The organism is Gelria sp. Kuro-4 (assembly GCF_019668485.1).
Taxonomy (GTDB): Bacteria; Bacillota; DTU030; order DUMP01; family DUMP01; genus DUMP01.
Window position 1 is genome coordinate 1,514,481 of the sequence record NZ_AP024619.1, and the last position, 17,247, is coordinate 1,531,727.

General features: G+C 66.2%; 16 protein-coding genes. 15 read left to right on the top strand and 1 reads right to left on the bottom strand.

Annotated features, from left to right (window positions below; genetic code table 11):
* The first annotated feature begins 40 nt into the window (after nt 1-40).
* Both pyrR and uraA read left to right on the top strand, forming a co-directional pair.
* Entirely contained in the window at nt 41-586 is a 546-nt protein-coding gene (gene pyrR / locus K5554_RS07570) for a bifunctional pyr operon transcriptional regulator/uracil phosphoribosyltransferase PyrR (RefSeq protein ID WP_221037905.1), read from the top strand.
* 117 nt (nt 587-703) lie between these two features.
* Entirely contained in the window at nt 704-2,038 is a 1,335-nt protein-coding gene (uraA, locus tag K5554_RS07575; RefSeq protein ID WP_221037906.1) for a uracil permease, read from the top strand.
* Between the two features lie 39 nt (nt 2,039-2,077).
* On the opposite strand, the gene K5554_RS07580 is transcribed toward uraA, so the two are convergent.
* Nucleotides 2,078-3,844 (bottom strand): NFACT family protein, encoded by a 1,767-nt coding sequence (locus tag K5554_RS07580; protein ID WP_221037907.1) that lies wholly within the window; start codon nt 3,842-3,844, stop codon nt 2,078-2,080.
* Between the two features lie 138 nt (nt 3,845-3,982).
* On the opposite strand from K5554_RS07580, the gene K5554_RS07585 reads away from it, so the two are divergent.
* The 13 genes from K5554_RS07585 to K5554_RS07645 all read left to right on the top strand — a co-directional run bounded on the left by K5554_RS07585 (nt 3,983) and on the right by K5554_RS07645 (nt 17,236).
* The gene (locus K5554_RS07585) at nt 3,983-6,637 is read left to right on the top strand and encodes a calcium-translocating P-type ATPase, PMCA-type (RefSeq protein WP_221037908.1); all 2,655 of its coding nucleotides are present in this window, start codon (nt 3,983-3,985) and stop codon (nt 6,635-6,637) included.
* 15 nt (nt 6,638-6,652) lie between these two features.
* Entirely contained in the window at nt 6,653-7,504 is an 852-nt protein-coding gene (gene dapF / locus K5554_RS07590; RefSeq protein WP_221037909.1) for a diaminopimelate epimerase, read from the top strand.
* Nucleotides 7,505-7,623: 119 nt separating this feature from the next.
* The gene (locus K5554_RS07595; RefSeq protein ID WP_221040553.1) at nt 7,624-8,802 is read left to right on the top strand and encodes an LL-diaminopimelate aminotransferase; all 1,179 of its coding nucleotides are present in this window, start codon (nt 7,624-7,626) and stop codon (nt 8,800-8,802) included.
* A gap of 10 nt (nt 8,803-8,812) precedes the next feature.
* Nucleotides 8,813-9,676 (top strand): YicC/YloC family endoribonuclease, encoded by an 864-nt coding sequence (locus K5554_RS07600; RefSeq protein ID WP_255565599.1) that lies wholly within the window; start codon nt 8,813-8,815, stop codon nt 9,674-9,676.
* Nucleotides 9,677-9,734: 58 nt separating this feature from the next.
* Nucleotides 9,735-10,001: an extracellular matrix/biofilm regulator RemA gene (remA, locus tag K5554_RS07605; RefSeq protein WP_221037911.1), complete on the top strand. Its 267-nt coding sequence runs from the start codon at nt 9,735-9,737 to the stop codon at nt 9,999-10,001.
* Between the two features lie 12 nt (nt 10,002-10,013).
* A complete protein-coding gene (gene gmk / locus K5554_RS07610) occupies nt 10,014-10,631 on the top strand; it encodes a guanylate kinase (protein ID WP_221037912.1) in 618 nt (205 codons plus the stop codon).
* A complete protein-coding gene (gene rpoZ, locus K5554_RS07615; protein ID WP_221037913.1) occupies nt 10,628-10,855 on the top strand; it encodes a DNA-directed RNA polymerase subunit omega in 228 nt (75 codons plus the stop codon). Before gmk ends, rpoZ begins: the two co-directional genes overlap by 4 nt.
* 3 nt (nt 10,856-10,858) lie before the next feature.
* Complete coding sequence (coaBC, locus tag K5554_RS07620; protein ID WP_221037914.1) at nt 10,859-12,079, top strand: bifunctional phosphopantothenoylcysteine decarboxylase/phosphopantothenate--cysteine ligase CoaBC; 1,221 nt, start codon at nt 10,859-10,861, stop codon at nt 12,077-12,079.
* A gap of 20 nt (nt 12,080-12,099) precedes the next feature.
* Entirely contained in the window at nt 12,100-14,322 is a 2,223-nt protein-coding gene (gene priA / locus K5554_RS07625) for a primosomal protein N' (RefSeq protein WP_221037915.1), read from the top strand.
* 20 nt (nt 14,323-14,342) lie between these two features.
* Nucleotides 14,343-14,834 carry a peptide deformylase gene (gene def / locus K5554_RS07630; protein WP_221037916.1) on the top strand — a complete coding sequence of 164 codons (492 nt, stop codon included), beginning with the start codon at nt 14,343-14,345 and terminating at the stop codon, nt 14,832-14,834.
* Nucleotides 14,835-14,836: 2 nt separating this feature from the next.
* Nucleotides 14,837-15,769: a methionyl-tRNA formyltransferase gene (fmt, locus tag K5554_RS07635; RefSeq protein WP_221037917.1), complete on the top strand. Its 933-nt coding sequence runs from the start codon at nt 14,837-14,839 to the stop codon at nt 15,767-15,769.
* Nucleotides 15,770-15,796: 27 nt separating this feature from the next.
* Nucleotides 15,797-16,567 carry a DUF116 domain-containing protein gene (locus K5554_RS07640; protein WP_221037918.1) on the top strand — a complete coding sequence of 257 codons (771 nt, stop codon included), beginning with the start codon at nt 15,797-15,799 and terminating at the stop codon, nt 16,565-16,567.
* Complete coding sequence (locus K5554_RS07645; protein WP_221037919.1) at nt 16,568-17,236, top strand: DUF6391 domain-containing protein; 669 nt, start codon at nt 16,568-16,570, stop codon at nt 17,234-17,236.
* Nucleotides 17,237-17,247 lie beyond the last annotated feature (11 nt).

The window sequence follows — 17,247 nt, forward strand, 5'->3', positions numbered from 1 at the left end:
TTTCCGCCAGCCGCGGGAAGGCTTTTAAGCTAGGGGGCCGATGCAGGTGCCGAAGGAAAAAACGCAGCTGATGGACGCCGATGCGGTGCGCCGTGCCCTGACCCGCATTGCGCATGAAATTCTAGAGCGCAACAAAGGCACCGAGAACCTGGTGCTCCTGGGCATCCGTACCCGCGGTTACCCCCTGGCGCAGCGTTTGGCGGCGAAGATCCACGAGATTGAAGGACAGGAAATACCGGTGAGCCACCTCGACATCACGCCGTACCGGGACGACCGGGGCGAACCGGCCGGCACGGCGCCGCGGGAGCTTACAGGGCTCTCCTTCAGCCTGAAAGGCAAGCGGGTGGTGCTGGTGGATGACGTGCTCTATACGGGCCGCACGGTGCGCGCCGCCATGGATGCGGTGATGGACCTGGGGCGGGCGCGCTCCATCCAGCTGGCCGTGCTCATCGACCGCGGTCACCGCGAACTGCCCATCCGCCCCGATTTCGTCGGCAAGAATGTTCCCACCTCGCATCGCGAGGAAGTAGCAGTAAAACTTAAAGAAACCGATGGTGAAGACCGGGTGGTTCTTCTGGAACCCTAGGTGAAAACCCCTTTAAGGCGGTCCTGTGAGGCCGGTAAGGGGAGGGAAGGACACAACCTCCTTACCGGTGCAGGCCGGCGAGGAGGTTTTTCTATATCACCCAAAGGAGGAGTTAACGTGCGCCGCATCATCAACCCTGAGGAGAGGCTGCCCCTTCTCACGACCCTCCCCCTGAGCATCCAGCACCTGTTCGCCATGTTCGGCGCCACCATCCTGGTTCCTATCTTGACCGGACTTCATCCTTCCGTGGCTCTTCTTGGCAGCGGCTTAGGCACCTTCACCTACATCATTTGCACCCGCGGTAAAATCCCCGCCTACCTGGGCTCTTCCTTCGCCTTCATTGTTCCCATCATTGTGGCCAGCAAGTACTACGGGGTTCCAGCTGCACTGGGCGGCTGCCTGGTGGCCGGCCTGGTGTACGTGGCGGTGGCCGCCGTGATCCACAAGGCCGGTACGGGCTGGCTGGACCGGCTGTTGCCCCCTGTGGTGGTGGGCTCGGTGGTTATCGTCATCGGCCTGGCTCTGGCGCGCACAGCCGTGGACATGGCGGGGCTGTTGCCTAAGGACGGCCAGACGATCAACCTTTTGACCTCCCCCGGGGTCTGGACCGCCATGTTCACCCTGGCGGTGGCGGTGATCGCCTCGGTGTACCTCAAGGGCATCCTGAACGTGATCCCCATCCTCATCGGTATCCTCGCCGGCTATGGCTTTGCTTTCACCCAGGGCCTGGTTGACCTGACGCCGGTGCTCGCGGCCGAGTGGTTTGCCCTGCCGCCCTTTGTAACCCCGCGCTTCTCGCTTCCGGCCGTTCTGCTCATCGCCCCGGTGGCGGTGGTGAGCATCACGGAACACATCGGACACCTCCTCGTCACCAACAACATCGTCGGCCGCGACTTTACCAAAGATCCCGGGCTCGATCGCTCCATCCTGGGCGATGGCCTGGCCACCTCGCTGGCGGCCCTGTTCGGTGCACCGCCCAACACCACCTACGGCGAGAACATCGGAGTGATGGCCATCACGCGGGTCTACAGCGTCTGGGTGATCGGCTGGGCGGCCGCCATTGCCGTGGTCCTCTCCTTCGTGCAGAAGCTGGGCGTGGCCATCCAGACCATACCCACCCCGGTGCTCGGCGGCATTTCCATCCTCCTCTTCGGCACCATCGCCGCCGCCGGCGTGCGCATGCTGGTGGAGAGCCAGGTGGACTTCTCCCAAACCCGCAACCTGATTCTGGCCTCGGTGATCCTGGTCATCGGCATCGGCGGAGCGGAACTGCACATCGGCAGTTTCAATGTCAGCGGCATGCCGCTCGCGACGCTCATCGGCATCGTGCTCAACCTGATTCTCCCTACGGCGCAAGAGGAGACGGGCCCGGCACCGGCCGGCGAACCGGAAGACCGGGCGCAGGCGGCGCACGAAGCTTCCCCGGCCAAGGCCGCCGCCGGGGGTCGGTGAAAAGGGGCGCTTCAGGAGGTCTAAGAACTAAGAAGCCCTCTAGGAGCTCACGCTCTGGAGGGCTTTCAGGTTTTCTGCGGAGGGCGTTACGTAGAGGGTGCGCTGGTGGTCGTAGATGACAAAGCCGGGGCGGGCACCGGCGGGTTTGCGCACGTGCCGGCAGCGGGTGTAGTCCACCGGCACCCGGGAGGAGAGGCGGGCGCGGCTGTGGTAGGCGGCGAGGAGCGCTGCCTGGTACAGGGTGGTCTCCGGCGGCTCTCGGCCCTCGGGACAGCGCACCACCACGTGGGAACCCGGGATGTTCTGCGCGTGCAGCCAGAGGTCGTGGGGACGGGCCAGGCGCAGGGTGAGACGGTCGTTTTGTCGGTTGTTGCGGCCGACCAGGATGGTCCAGCCGTCGGTGGAAAGAAAACTCCACGGCTCCGAGCGCGGCGCCCGGGGTGCGGCCCCGTGCCGGGCGGGGGCCGGCCGCTTGACATACCCTTCCTTCTCGAGCTCCAGGTGGATCTCTTCCAGGTCGGTGAGGTCCCGGGCTTCCTCCAGGGCCAGGGCCAGGCTCTCCAGGTAGGCGAGCTCTTCCCGGTCGTGCATGGCCTGCTCGCGTGCGGCGCTTAAGGTTTTCTTGGCTTTGGTGAAGCGGCGCAGGTAGGCCTGGGCGTTTTGCCCGGGGGTAAGGCGGGGATCGAGGGGAATGCGCAGGCGGGCGCCGCTTTCCCAGTCCTCGGCCTCGAACTCAGTTGCCCCGGGCGGCACGTTCTGGCCATAGGCGAAGAGCAGTTCGCCGAAGCGGCGGTATGCTTCAGCGGCGCCGGCCTGCTCGAGCGCTTCCAGGTGCAGGCCGAGCTTTTTCTCGGCACGCTCCTTGGCGCGGGTGACCACCGCGAGGAGGTTGTGCCGGGTGGTGCTGATGAGTTCCTCCTCTTCCCTCCGGCCGTAAAAACAGTCTAAGGCGGCGCTGGCGGTAGAGAAGCCTTGCGCGGCCATCCCCGCGAAGAGGACGAGGGGAAAGGGGGCTACCTCCAGCACCCGGCCTTCCGGGGTAAAGTAGACGGTGGGCCGCCAGGCGCCGTTGGTGAGCGTAGCGTACACCTCCTCCAGGGCGTGCCACAGGCGCCCCAGCTCGGCCCGGGTGGCCTGCCGTACGTTTTGCCGCTCGTCCACGCCGGCCCGGGCGGCCACCTCCCGGGCCAGGAGCGGGCTGAAGCCGGACAGGGTGCCAACGAGGGCCGGCACCACCGCCTTCCCCCGGGCCTGCAGGGCGGAATAAAAGGCCAGCTCGGTGAGTTCAGCCGGCGGCACCCTGTCCTGAGCCGGGGGATTACGGTAGGGCAGCCCGGGCAGAACCTCCCGGAAGCGGTTTATCTCTTCTGTGACGTGTTTGATGGCCTCCAAAATGAGGCCGCTTTTGGTGTTTACCAGGATGATGTTGCTGTGCTTGCCCATGATCTCTGCGATAAGCTCTAAATCCTGCCGCTCCCCCAGCTCATCGCGCCCCTCAAAGCGGAGACCGATGATGCGTTCGGCCGGCGGCCGGCGGATGCCCACGAGGCGGGCGCCTTCCAGGTGACGCCGGAGGTACATGCAGAAGGCAGGCGGTACCGCCGGGTTGGGCTGCGTGCGGGTGGTGAGGTGCAGCCGCGCCCGTTCGGGATGAGCGCTGACGAGCAGGCGCACGTTTTCCCGCTCGTGGCGCAGGGTGAGGACGAGCTCCAGGCGGGTCGGCTGGTAAACTTTCAGGATCCGGCTTCCGCACAGCGCGTGGAGTTCCGGTTCCAAGGCGCTTAGCATTGCAGCATCGAAGGCCATAACCATCATCCTCTTTTTTTCCAGGTTACACTTCAGTATAACCCGGCCGGGAACGGGGGTCAATTTGGGCGGGTTATTTTTTCCGTCCCTGGGGCATAGGGATTTTCTTGGAACCAGTCCCAGGGAGGAGAGAATGCGGTGCAACCATGGCATGCTCGGCCCCTTGCCGACCTCATTGCCTACCTAAAAACCGACCCGGTCACCGGCTTGGCACCGGCCCAGGCACGTCAACGGCAGCTGGAGTACGGCCGCAACGAGCTCCCCGCCCGCCGCAAGAAGAGCGCCCTGCAGGTGTTTGCGGCGCAGTTTCAGGATTTCATGGTGCTGGTGCTCCTTACGGCGGCCCTGCTCTCGACCCTTCTGGGCGAGTGGAACGATGCCGTCACCATCCTGGCCATCGTCATCTTGAACGCGGCCTTGGGCTTTTTTCAGGAGTACCGGGCGGAGCGCTCGCTGGCGGCCTTAAAGCAGCTTAACGCCCCCCGGGCCCGCTGCCGCCGCAGGGAGCTGGAGGTGGAGGTTCCGGCGGCCGAGCTGGTGCCCGGAGACCTGCTGCTCTTGGCGGCCGGGGACCGAGTGGCGGCGGACGCGCGGCTGGTTAAGAGCTGGGATCTGGCCTGCGACGAGTCGCTCCTAACGGGAGAATCCTTGCCGGTGGCCAAAGAGGTAAGGGAGCTGCCCCCGGCGGCAGCGTTGGCCGAGCGGCGCAACATGGTATTTGCCGGCTCCCTGGTGACGCGCGGCAAGGCCGAAGCCGTGGTGGTGGCGACCGGCCTGCGCACGGAAATGGGCCAGATAGCGCGTTTCTTAAAACGCGATACGGGAGAGTTTACGCCGCTGCAGCGGCGGCTCGACCAGCTCGGGCGGCTTTTGGTGGCGGGCTGTATCGCCATCTGCGCCGTGGTGGTCTTCCTCGGGCTCCGGCGCGGCGGCCCCCCCTTGGAACTGGTGATGGCCGGCATCAGCCTGGCGGTGGCGGCCATCCCCGAGGGGCTGCCGGCGGTGGTGACCCTGGCCCTGGCGGTGGGGGTGCAGCGCATGGTCCGCCGGCAGGCCATCGTCCGGCGGCTCCCGGCGGTGGAGACCCTGGGCTGTACCACGGTGATCTGCGCCGACAAGACCGGGACGCTGACCGAGAACCGGATGAGCCTGCGCCGGATCGAGGCGGAGGACCGGGAGCTCGCCCTTACCATCGGTGCCCTCTGCAATAACGCCGTCCTCACGCGCGCCGGGCCGGCGGTGGCCAACCTGTGGCGCCGGCGGCTGGAAGGGGAAGAAAAATGGATGGCTACGGGCGATCCCACCGAGGCAGCGCTGCTGACGGCGGCGGCCGCCGCCGGGCTGGTGCGCGGCTTTCTGGAACAGGAGCACCCCCGCCTTGGCGAGGTGCCCTTTGATTCTGACCGTAAACTCATGAGCACGGCCCACCGCTGGGGTGCCGGGGTACGGCTCTTGGTCAAGGGCGCCCCGGACGTGGTCCTGGAGCGTTGCCGGGCCTACCACGACGGGCGGCAGGTACGGCCCTTGGACGCCGGCGCGCGGAAAGCGTGGCTTGGCCGGAACGAGGCCCTGGCGGGACAGGCCTTGCGGGTGCTGGCGGTGGCGTACCGGGACCTGCCTGACTTGGAGCCGAAAGCGGGTCCTGAACTCGAAAACGAACTGGTTTTTGTCGGCCTCGTGGGCTTAAGCGACCCGCCGCGGCCCGGCGTGCGGGAGGCCATCGCGCGCTGCCGGCGGGCCGGAATCAAGACGGTGATGATCACCGGCGATCACCAGGCGACGGCGGTGGCCATCGCTAAAGAGTTGGGCCTGCCCTGGGAAAACGGGGTGGCCACCGGGGCCGAGCTGGAGAGCTGGAGCCAGCGCGAGCTGGAAGAGAAGGTGGAAAGGCTCTCGGTCTATGCCCGCGTCAGTCCCCGCCACAAGCTGCGCATCGTGCGGGCGCTGAAGCGCCGGGGCCACGTGGTGGCCATGACCGGCGATGGCATCAACGACGCCCCCGCCATCAAGGAGGCCGATATCGGTGTGGCCATGGGGCAGAGCGGCACTGCTGTGGCCAAAGAGGCTGCCGCCATGGTCATCCAGGATGACAACTTCACCACCATCGTCGCTGCGGTCGAAGAAGGGCGTGCCATTTACGACAACATCAGGAAGTTCATTCGCTATCTCTTGGCCTGCAACATCGGTGAGGTCGTCACCATGCTGCTGGCCGCCCTGTTGGAGATGCCGCTGCCGCTCCTTCCCACGCAGATCCTCTGGGTGAACCTGGTCACCGACGGCCTGCCTGCCCTGGCACTGGGGCTCGACCCGCCGACTGCCGACATTATGGAGCGAGCGCCGCGCCACCCGGGGGAAAGCGTCTTTTCCCGCGGCCTGGCGCGTAAGATCCTGCTGCGCGGCCTGACGATTGGAGTCTTCACGGTGGCCGTGTTCATGCTGGGCCTGTATGGCGGCGGCGGGCTGCCGCTGGCGCGCACCCTGGCGTTTACCGTGCTGGTTTTACAGCAGCTGTTTCATGTGCACGAGTGCCGTTCGGAGACCCGCTCGGTATTCGCCGTCGGCCTGTTCAGCAACCCGTATCTTTTCGGGGCTACGGCCGTCTCGTTCGGTATGCAGTGGGCCGTTCTCTATCATCCTGTTTTAAGCCGGGTCTTTGCCACCGCAGCTCTGACGGGCCGCGAGTGGGCCCTGCTCCTTCTGGTGGCCGGCGGGTCGTTTCTCGGCCGGGGACTACTCTGGGCCTCTGGGTGGACAGAAAAGCGCCAGCTTGATATAATGGGTAATAATACATGAAAGTGGGGCCTGAACGTGCATTTTCATAAAATCCACGGTCTAGGCAATGATTTTGTCCTTACCCGGGATTTGGATCCGGCGCGGCACGACCTGGCCCGGACGGCGCGCGCGCTCTGCGACCGCCACTTTGGCATCGGCGCCGACGGCCTGATCCTGGTGCTGCCCAGTGAAAAGGCCGATTTTAGCATGCGGATCTTCAATCCGGACGGCAGCGAAGCCGAGATGTGCGGCAACGGCATCCGCTGCTTCGCCAAGTACGTCTACGAACAAGGCCTGACAGAGAAGACGAACCTGGCCGTGGAAACCCTTGCCGGTATCATTAAGCCGCAGCTTAAGGTCAGCGGGGGCGAGGTGCAGGAGGTGCGGGTGGACATGGGCCGGCCGCGCCTTACCGCCGCCGAGATTCCGGTGGCGGGCTTCGGCCCGGGACCGGTGCGCGAGGCCGAGCTTACGGTGGACGGTACCAAGCTCACCTTCACCGCGGTTTCCATGGGCAACCCCCACGCCGTGATCCAGGTGGATGACCTGGCGCGGCTGCCGTGGCAAACCCTGGGCCCGGCGGTGGAAAGCCATAGCGCCTTCCCGCGCAAGACCAACGTCGAGTTCGCCCAGGTACTGGGCCCACAGGAGGTGCAGGTGGCGGTGTGGGAACGCGGGGCTGGGGCAACCCTGGCCTGCGGTACCGGTGCCTGTGCCGCGGTGGTGGCGCTTTCCCTCACAGGGCGGCTCGAGCGCCGCTCTACCGTGCACCTCCCCGGCGGGGACCTCGAGATCCTCTGGGCCGAAAACGACCACGTGTACATGACGGGGCCGGCCGCCACGGTTTTTACCGGCGAGTACCTGCTGGACCTTGCCACCCTGGCGTGAGAAGGGCAACCCGAGGGCCATTCCCCCACGGAGGCCGACAACCTCGGGTCCAGCGTAAAAATGAAAAGCACTGATAAAAAGCGACCGATGACAAGCTGTTGAGGGAGGTTAAAACATTGATTCAGCGTGCCAAGCGTATCGCCGCGATACCGCCCTACCTGTTCGCCGAGATCGACAAACTCAAGGCCGCGGCCCGGGCGCGGGGCGTGGATGTGATCGACCTGGGGATCGGTGACCCGGACAAGCCTACACCCGAGCATGTGGTGGAGGCGCTGGCCGCGGCGGCCCGCGACCCGGCGACGCACCGCTATCCCCCCTATGAGGGCCTGTCTGAGCTCAAGCAAGCCATTGCCCGCTGGTACGACGAGCGCTACGGGGTAAAGCTCGATCCGGAAAACGAAGTGCTGGTACTCATCGGTTCCAAGGAAGGTATTGCGCACGTCTTTTGGGCCTTCGTGGACCCCGGGGATGTCACCCTGGTACCGGACCCGGCCTACCCGGTGTACCGCACCGGTACGCTCCTCGCCGGCGGCCGGCCGTACACAATGCCCCTGACCCCCGAGCGCGGGTTCCTGCCCGACCTTACGGCCGTGGAACCGGAAGTGGCCGAGCAGGCGAAACTCCTTTTTCTCAACTACCCGAACAACCCCACCGCGGCGGTGGCGCCGCCCGAGTTCTTCGCTGAAGTGGTGGACTTTGCCCGCCGCCACAACATCATCGTCTGCCACGACTTTGCCTACTGCGAGACCACCTTTGACGGTTACCGGGCGCCGTCTTTTCTGGCGACACCGGGGGCGAAAGAGGTGGGCATCGAGTTCAACTCCCTCTCCAAACCGTACAACATGACGGGTTGGCGCGTGGGCTTTGCCGTAGGTAACAAGGAAGTCCTGGCGGCCCTCTCCATCATCAAGACCAATGTCGACTCCGGCGTGTTTGACGCCGTGCAGCTGGCGGCGCGCGCCGCCCTGACCGGCCCGCAGGACATCATCGAGCGCATGAACAAGATCTACACCGGCCGGCGCAACGTCATCATCCAAGGTCTGAACAGCTTGGGTTGGCGGCTGGAGCCCACCAAGGCCACCTTTTACGTCTGGGCGCCGGTGCCGGCGGGTTACACCTCTAAAGAGTTTGCCGCGCTCTTACTCGAGCAGGCCGGGGTGAACGTGGCGCCCGGCAACGGCTACGGTGAGCAGGGCGAGGGCTTTTTCCGCATTGCCCTTACCGTGGACGAAGACCGCCTGGCCGAGGCGGTAAAGCGGCTGCGGCAGGCGGGCATCACTTTTGCAGGGAAGCGATAACGTGCACAGCATGACCGGCTTTGGCCGGGGCAGCGCCCGAGCGGGCGACACAACGTTCACGGTGGAGATTCGTACCCTCAACCACCGTTTTGTCGAGTGGATGCTGCACCTGCCCCACGAACTGGGCGAGTGGGAAGAGCGCCTGCGCCAGAGGCTCGGCCGGGCGCTGGCCCGCGGCCGGGTAGAGGTGTGGGTTACGGTGAGCGGCCGGGCGTGGCCCAAAACGGTACGGGTGGACAAGCAGCTGGCGGCCGCGTACTGGCAGGCAGCCCAAGCTCTGGCGGCGGAGCTTAACACGGAAACGGGGGTTACGCCGGGCTTCTTGCTCACCCTTCCCGAGGTGGTCCAGGTGGAGGAGGAGCAGGTTGACCTGGAGGCCTGGTGGCCGGCCTGCGCGGCGGCCCTGGAAGAGGCGCTGGCGCAGGTCCTGGCGATGCGGGCGCGCGAAGGGAAGGCCCTGGCCGCCGATCTAAGGGAGCGTGCTCTTAACCTGCGTCAGCTCCATACAGCACTCGAGCGGGAAGCCGCCCAAGTTCCCCGCCTCTACCGGGATAGGCTGAAGGAACGTCTGGCTACACTAGAGGTGGCGGGCGGTATCGACGAGCTCAGGCTGGCACAGGAGGTGGCGCTTCTGGCCGACCGGGCGGACGTTACCGAAGAGCTGGTGCGGCTGGCGAGCCATCTGGATCAGCTCGTACAAGCGCTGGCAGGGGAGGGTCCGGTGGGCCGGCGCCTGGAGTTCTTGCTGCAGGAGGCCAACCGCGAGGTTAACACCATCGGTGCCAAGGCGCAGGGCCTCAGCCTCGGCCAGCTGGTGGTTGAGTGCAAAGCGGAGCTGGAGAAGATGCGTGAACAGGTGCAAAACATCGAGTAGGAAAGAGCGCTGCCCGGGGACCGGCGCGGCGGTCCAGCCTACGGAGGAGGTTTAAGTGGTGGAAATACGTCTCATCAACATCGGTTTCGGCAACATCGTTTCGGCCAACCGCATCGTGGCCATTGTGAGCCCCGAGTCGGCGCCCATCAAGCGCATCGTCCAGGAGGCCCGGGACAGGGGCATGCTCATTGACGCCACCTACGGGCGGCGCACGCGGGCGGTGATCATCACCGACAGCGACCACGTGATCCTCTCGGCGGTGCAGCCGGAGACGGTGGCCAACCGCCTGGCGGACCACGATGAAGAGGACGACGAAGAAGAGTAAGGGGTGAGGTAAGTGCCGCAGGGCTTGCTGGTGGTGCTTTCGGGGCCTTCCGGCGCCGGCAAGGGCACTGTTTGCCAGCTGCTCCGGCAGCGCAATTCCGCCCTGGCCTACTCGGTGTCCGCCACCACGAGGCGCCCTCGTCCCGGTGAACGGGACGGGGTCAACTATTTCTTTCTCACCCGGGAAGAGTTTCTCGCCAAGCGCGCGGCAGGGGAGTTTCTGGAGTCGGCGGAGGTGTACGGCAACCTTTACGGAACGCCGCGCTCGTACGTGCAGGAAAAGCTGGCCGGGGGGCAGGACGTGCTGCTGGAGATCGACACGCAAGGAGCCATGCAGGTGAAGACGAACTACCCCGCAGGGGTGTTTATTTTCCTGCTGCCGCCTTCCCTGGTGGAACTGGAGGCGCGGATAACGCGCCGGGGCACGGAAAACCTGGGAGAAAGGGCGCGCCGCCTGGCGGCCGCCCAGAGCGAAATCGCTCAGGTACGTTCTTATGACTACGTGGTGATCAACGACAAGGTGGAGCAAGCTGTGGCCCGGGTGGAGGCCATTCTCTTGGCGGAGCATACCCGGGTGGAGCGCTTTAGCGATGCCGAGCTAAAGGAACTACTGGGGGGACAGTTGGTATGAAAGGACCAAGCCTGGCAACGCTGCGGAAGAGGATCCCGAACAAATACCTGCTGGTGGCGGCTACGGCCAAGCGTGCCCGGCAACTCATGAACGGTGCGGCTCCTCGCCTTCCAGAGGTTGAAGGCAAGGCTGTTACCATGGCGCTGGAGGAATTTGCCGCCGGTGTGGTGACCGTGGTGACGCCGGGAGCGGAGGGCCAGGTTGAGGATAAAAGGCAGGGGTGACCGGTGGCGGAAAAGACGGTGATCCTCGGCGTAACCGGCGGCATTGCCGCCTATAAGGCGGCGGAGGTGGCCAGCCGCCTGGTTCAGGCCGGGCATACGGTTAAGGTGATTATGACAGAGGCGGCCACCCGTTTTGTGGCACCGCTTACCTTTCAAACCCTCACCGGCCAGCCCGTGGTGGTTGACATGTTCGCTGCCCCGCCGGTCTGGAACGTCGCCCATGTCGCTTACGCCGCGGCGGCGGATTTAGTGCTCATCGCTCCCGCCACCGCCGACGTGCTGGCCAAACTGGCCCATGGCTTGGCCGACGATATGTTGACGACGACGGTGTTGGCGACGCGGGCGCCGGTGCTGGTGGCGCCGGCCATGAACAGCAGCATGTACCTTAACCCCGCCGTGCAGCAGAACCTGGCCATTTTGCGCGGGCGGGGTTTCCACATGGTGGAGCCGGAGACCGGCCGGCTGGCTTGCGGCACGAGCGGCCCCGGACGCCTGGCGGCCCCGGAAGCCATTGTGGCAGCGGCGGAAGAGCTGCTCAGGCCGGCCTGCGACCTGGCGGGCTGGCGGGTGGTGGTGACGGCCGGCCCGACGCGCGAGGCGCTCGACCCGGTGCGCTTTTTGTCCAATCGCTCGAGCGGCAAGATGGGCTATGCCCTGGCGCAGGTGGCGGCGGCCCGCGGCGCGGCGGTGACTTTAATCAGCGGGCCGACGGCCCTGGCGGTCCCGCCCGGGGTGGAGCGGGTCGAGGTGACCACCGCTGCGGAGATGTGCGCCGCCGTGCTGGAGCATTTTTCCGGGGCAACGGCGCTGGTGATGGCGGCGGCGGTGGCGGACTGGCGGCCCAAGGCCTTCAGCCCGGAAAAGATTAAGAAAGGCGAGCATAAGTCCCTGCTCCTGGAGCTGGAGCGGACGCCCGATATTCTGGCGGCGGTGGCGCCGCGCAAAAAGCCGGGACAGCTGGTGATCGGCTTTGCCGCGGAAAGCTCGCGCCTTACCGAGAACGCCCGGGAGAAGTTGCTAAGGAAGCGGCTGGATTTCATTGTGGCCAACGACATCACTCGCAGCGACGCCGGCTTTGCCAGCGATGCCAATGAGGTGAAGATACTGTGGCCGGATGGGCGGGTGGAGGAGCTGCCGCGGGCCGCGAAGGAGGAGGTGGCTGCGGCCATCTGGAACCGGGCGGTGGCGGCGCGAAAGGATATGGCAGACGCGGCGCCGAAATAACCACGGGGGAGGGTGAAGCGATGCCGGAGCTGGCCGCCGTGGTGGTGGACCTTGTAAACCCGGGGACGAACAGGGCCTTTACGTACAGCGTCCCGGTGGAGCTGGCCGGCCGGGTGCGCTGCGGGACCGCGGTCCGCGTACCATTTAACAAGCGGTGGCTGACGGGCTACGTGGTCCCGGAGGCGGCGCCGCCGGTGGAGGGCGTACGGTCCATCGCCGCCGTGCTGGCCGAGGGCCTGTTTACACCGGCCGGCTGGGAACTGGTGCGCTGGCTCAGCGAGCGTTACGTCTGCCACCTGGTGGAAGCCCTGCGCCTTATCCTACCGCCGCGGGCCGGGGCGCAGGCGGCGCGCGCCCGGCAGTTTAAGGTGGGGCTGGCCGTCCCGCCGGAAGAGGCCCTGGCCTTAAGCCGGGAACTGGAAAGACGCGCCCCGGCTCAGGCCCGCCTGCTTAAAACGCTGGCGGAGGTGCCGGCCCCCCTGGCGCGCGCCCGGCTCCTGGCGCTGGCGGATGCAGGGGCTGATAGCCTGAAGGGGCTGCTCCGGCGTGGCGCCGTTTCTCTGGCCGCTGAAGCGCCGGCAGCGGCAGGAAAAAACGCCCTCCGCGCCGACTTGTCCTGCGGGGTGCCGCCGGAGCTTACGCCGGCGCAGGCCGCAGCTGCCGCCGCCATCGGCGCGGCGGTGAAGGAAGGGAACTACCAGGCCTTTCTCCTGCACGGGGTGACGGGGAGCGGCAAAACGGAGGTTTACCTGCGGGCGTTGGCAGCGGCGCTGGCTGAGGGACGGGGCGGGATAATGCTCGTTCCCGAGATAGCCTTGACGCCGCAGACCCTGGAGCGCTTCGCCCGGCGTTTCGGCCGGGAAGTGGCCGTGCTACATAGCGCTTTGAGTGCCGGGGTAAGATACGCCCAGTGGGAGCGCATCCGCCGGGGCGAGGCGCGGGTGGTGGTGGGCGCCCGTTCGGCCCTGTTTGCCCCGCTGGCCCGCCCCGGGGTGATTATCCTGGATGAAGAACATGAACCGGCCTACAAGCAAGAGGAGAGTCCGCGCTACCTGGCGCGCGAAGTCGCGGGCTGGCGCGCCCGGCAGGAAGGGGCGGTGCTCGTCCTGGGCAGTGCCACGCCGGCGGTGGAGACATATTACTATGCCACCCAGGGGCGTTACCGGCTGCTGACGCTGCCGGAGCGCATTGCCCGGCGTCCGTTGCCGGAGGTTACGGTGGTGGACATGCGGGCGGAGCTGGCGGCGGGCAACCGCAGCATCTTCAGCCGCAACCTGGCGCAGGCGCTTGAGGAAACCGTCGGCCGGCGAGAGCAGGCCATTCTCTTTTTGAACCGCCGCGGTTACAGCACCTTTGTTCTTTGCCGGCAGTGCGGACTGGTGGCGAGTTGCCCGCGCTGCGAACTCGCCCTTACCCTGCACCAAGACAGCGGGCGGCTCGTCTGCCATCACTGCGGCTACACGGCGCTGCCCTACCGTACCTGCCCGCGCTGCGGCAGCCGCTATATCCGCGATTTTGGGTGCGGTACGGAGCGCGTGGCGGCCGCGGCCGCCCAGCTCCTGCCTGCTGCCCGCATTCTGCGCCTGGACGGTGACACCACGGTGCGGCGCGGGGCCCACGACCGGATTCTCAGCAGCTTTGCCGCGCATGAGGCCGATGTGCTGGTGGGAACGCAGATGGTGGCCAAAGGGCTGGATTTCGCCCGGGTATCCCTGGTGGGTATCATCAGTGCCGACCTGGCCCTGCACCTTCCCGACCCCTATGCCTGGGAGCGGACGTTCCAGCTCCTGGAGCAGGTGGCGGGACGTACCGGGCGGGGGGAGGCGCCGGGCCGGGTGATCCTCCAGACATACAATCCCGCGCATACCAGCATAGTATGCGCCGGGCGACACGACTATGGCGGTTTCTACCGTGCCGAGCTTGCCCGGCGCCGGCGACACCATTACCCGCCCTTTGCTGAGGTGGTGTTGGTGCGGGCCCTGGCGCCGAGCGAGGAGGCGGCCCGGCGCCTCCTGGAGGAACTAATGGCACGCCTGGCAGCCGGCGCGGTCGAGGTGGAGGGGCCGGCGCCCTGCCCCTTTCCGAAGACCGGGGACGATTATCGCTGGCAGGCGATCTTTAAGGGTACGGACTTGGGGGAGCTGCGCCGGCGGCTGGCGGTGGAGGTGCCGGAGCTCAACGCCGGCTGGCGGCGGCAGGGCGCCCGGCTGAGCGTTGACGTTGATCCCATGTCTTACCTGTAGTAGGAAGAGGAGAGGACAGCATGGATACCCTAAAGATTCGCCTTTACGGTGACCCAGTGCTGCGCGAGAAGGCCCAGCCCGTTGACCGCGTGGATGCCGGGGTGAAGCGGATCCTGGCCGCCATGCTGCGTACCATGTATGCGGCGGAAGGAGTAGGCCTGGCTGGACCGCAGGTGGGAGTGCTCAAGTGCCTGGTAGTGATCGATGTGGGTGAAGGACCGCTGGAGCTGATCAACCCGGAGATCATCGCCCGGGAAGGTACCCAGGACGGGGTCGAGGGTTGCCTCAGCCTGCCCGGGCTGGTGGGCGACGTGGTGCGCAGCGAGAAGGTGACGGTGCGGGCCCTGGATGCCCGGGGCCGGGAACGCGAAATCGTTGGGGAAGGGCTTCTGGCCCGGGCTCTGCAGCATGAAATCGATCACCTGGACGGGATCCTTTTTGTCGACAAGGCCCGCAACCTGCGCCCGGCCCAGAGCGAAGGAGAAATGGATGAAGGCCAGGGGGGAAGATAAACATGCGGCTCATCTTTATGGGAACACCTGCCTTTGCCGTGCCCTCTCTGGACAAACTGGCCGCGGCGGGCTTTGAGATCGCCGCGGTGGTCACCCAGCCGGATCGCCCGCGCGGGCGCGGGCAGCGGCTGCTCCCTTCGCCGGTGAAGGAGCAGGCCTTGGCCCTGGGCCTGACCGTCCTGCAGCCGCCCAAGGTGCGCGAGCCGGCTTTTATCGCGCAGCTGAAGGAGCTGGCACCAGATCTTATCCTGGTGGTTGCGTTCGGGCAGATACTGCCGCCTGCCCTGCTTGACCTGCCGCCTTTGGGCTGCGTCAACCTGCATGCCTCCTTGCTGCCGCGCCTGCGCGGCGCGGCTCCCATCCAGTGGGCGCTCTTAAACGGTGATGCGCTGACGGGGGTGACCACCATGTACATGGCCCCGGCCCTGGATACGGGGGACATCATCCTGCAGGAAGAGGAAGCGATTCGCGACGATGATACGGCCGGCACCCTGGCCGCCCGGCTGGCGGCGCGCGGGGCGGAGCTGCTGCTTACCACTGTGCGCGCCATCCGGGCCGGGCAGGCGCCGCGGCGGCCGCAGGACGAGGCGGAGGCCACCTACGCGCCGCCGCTCACGCGGGCAGACGAGGTGCTTGACTGGCAGGAGCCCGCCCTCGCTTTGGCGCGGCGGGTGCGCGCCCTTAACCCGCAGCCGGGCGCCGTGACCCGGGTGGCCGGCAAAGCGGTTAAGATCTGGCGGGCGCGCCCGGTGCAAGAAGCGGCGGGGGAGCCGGGCCGGGTGCTCGCCGTCAAGGGCGGCGGCGGTATCTTGGTCGGGAGCGGGGCCGGCGCGCTGCTGGTGGAGGAGGTGCAGCCGGCCGGCAGGCGGGCGATGCCGGCGACGGCGTTCGCCAGCGGCTACCGGGTTGCAGAAGGCGATGTTTGGGGCCGCTGAGCCAGAGGTTTGAGGGGGGAGAAAGCGATGCTGGCGAGGAAAAGGCTCATTCTCGGAATCGCGCTCAGCCTGCTCCTGGCGCTCACCGGGTTCACCGCCGGGCTTTGGCATGTGTTTTTCCACGGATTGGACGGGCTGTCGCGGCTGGTGTTCTTCGGCCTGGGGGTTTTCTTTGCCATCGTCATTTTGACGGCTTTCCTGGGACTTGTCGGCGTGGTGCTCATCATCCTCCGGCACCGGCCGTTTCCCTTCCTGGAGCGGCCGGTGAGCATCCTGATCACGCGCTTACTGCCCCTGGTGATGTACCTGGGCCGGCTCTTCCATGTGGCCAAGGAAAAACTGGAACGCTCGTTCATCGAGATTAACAACGCCCTGGTCAGGACGCGCCAGGTGGCGGTGGCGCCCTCCCGGCTTCTCATTTTGGCCCCCCACTGCCTGCAGTATTCAGGCTGCCCGCACAAGATCACCATGGACGTCAACAACTGCCGGTTGTGCGGGCGCTGTCAGGTGAAGGACCTGGTGCTCCTGGCGCGGGAGCTGGGCGTTAACCTGGCGGTGGTCACCGGGGGAACCCTGGCCCGCAAACGGGTGGAGGAACTGCGGCCGCGGGCGGTGGTGGCGGTGGCCTGTGAACGGGACCTCACCAGCGGGCTGCAGGATGTCTATCCTTTGCCGGCCTTGGGGATTCTAAACCAACGCCCCTACGGCCCCTGCGTGGACACCCGCGTGGACATCGAACGGGTACGGCAGGCGGTGCTGGATCTCATCGGCCGCCCGGCGGCAAAGGGGGCGGTGTAGGTGCCGCTCCTTCTCTTTTTTCTCTTCCTCATCGTCTTTTTCCCCTGGCTGATTTTACCCCTGGCCGCGTTCTTTCTCCTGAATCTGCTCCTTTTGCCCTTTGGCTTTACGCTGCGCTCTCTGTGGAACTTTTTTACCGTCCCCGGTGAGCTTGCGCGTATCGCCCTGAACCCGAACCTGCGGAAGAATCATGCCCTGGAGCATGCCACCATCAACGTCCTGGAAGAACGCTTTGGACCGCAGCACCTCGCTGGTAACGCAGCGGAGGACGGCTTTTACATCCACGGGGCGGCCGACCCGCGCCTCATTGAAGAGGCGGCGCAGATCGGCTACGGGCGCCTGGTGGCGGGCGAGCGGCATCTGGCCATTCACAAACGCTGTGGAACAACCATTGCCGCCGCCAATTTTGTCGCTTCGGCGGTGTTCCTGTTGCTGCTTTTGACCAGCGGGCACTTTAATCTGCTCAATGTCATCCTGGCCCTGGCCGTTGCCAATTTAAGCGGGCCGCTGCTGGGGGACTTCCTGCAGGCGCATCTCACCACAAACTGGGACGTGCGCGACCGCGTGATTGTCGGGGTGGAGTACAGCCCAGAGCGCCCGGCGTTTGTTTCCTGGGGTTGGCAGGTCCTGCCGACGGAGTTTTTCGTGCGCACCCGGCGGCTGGTCTAACACTGAGAGTG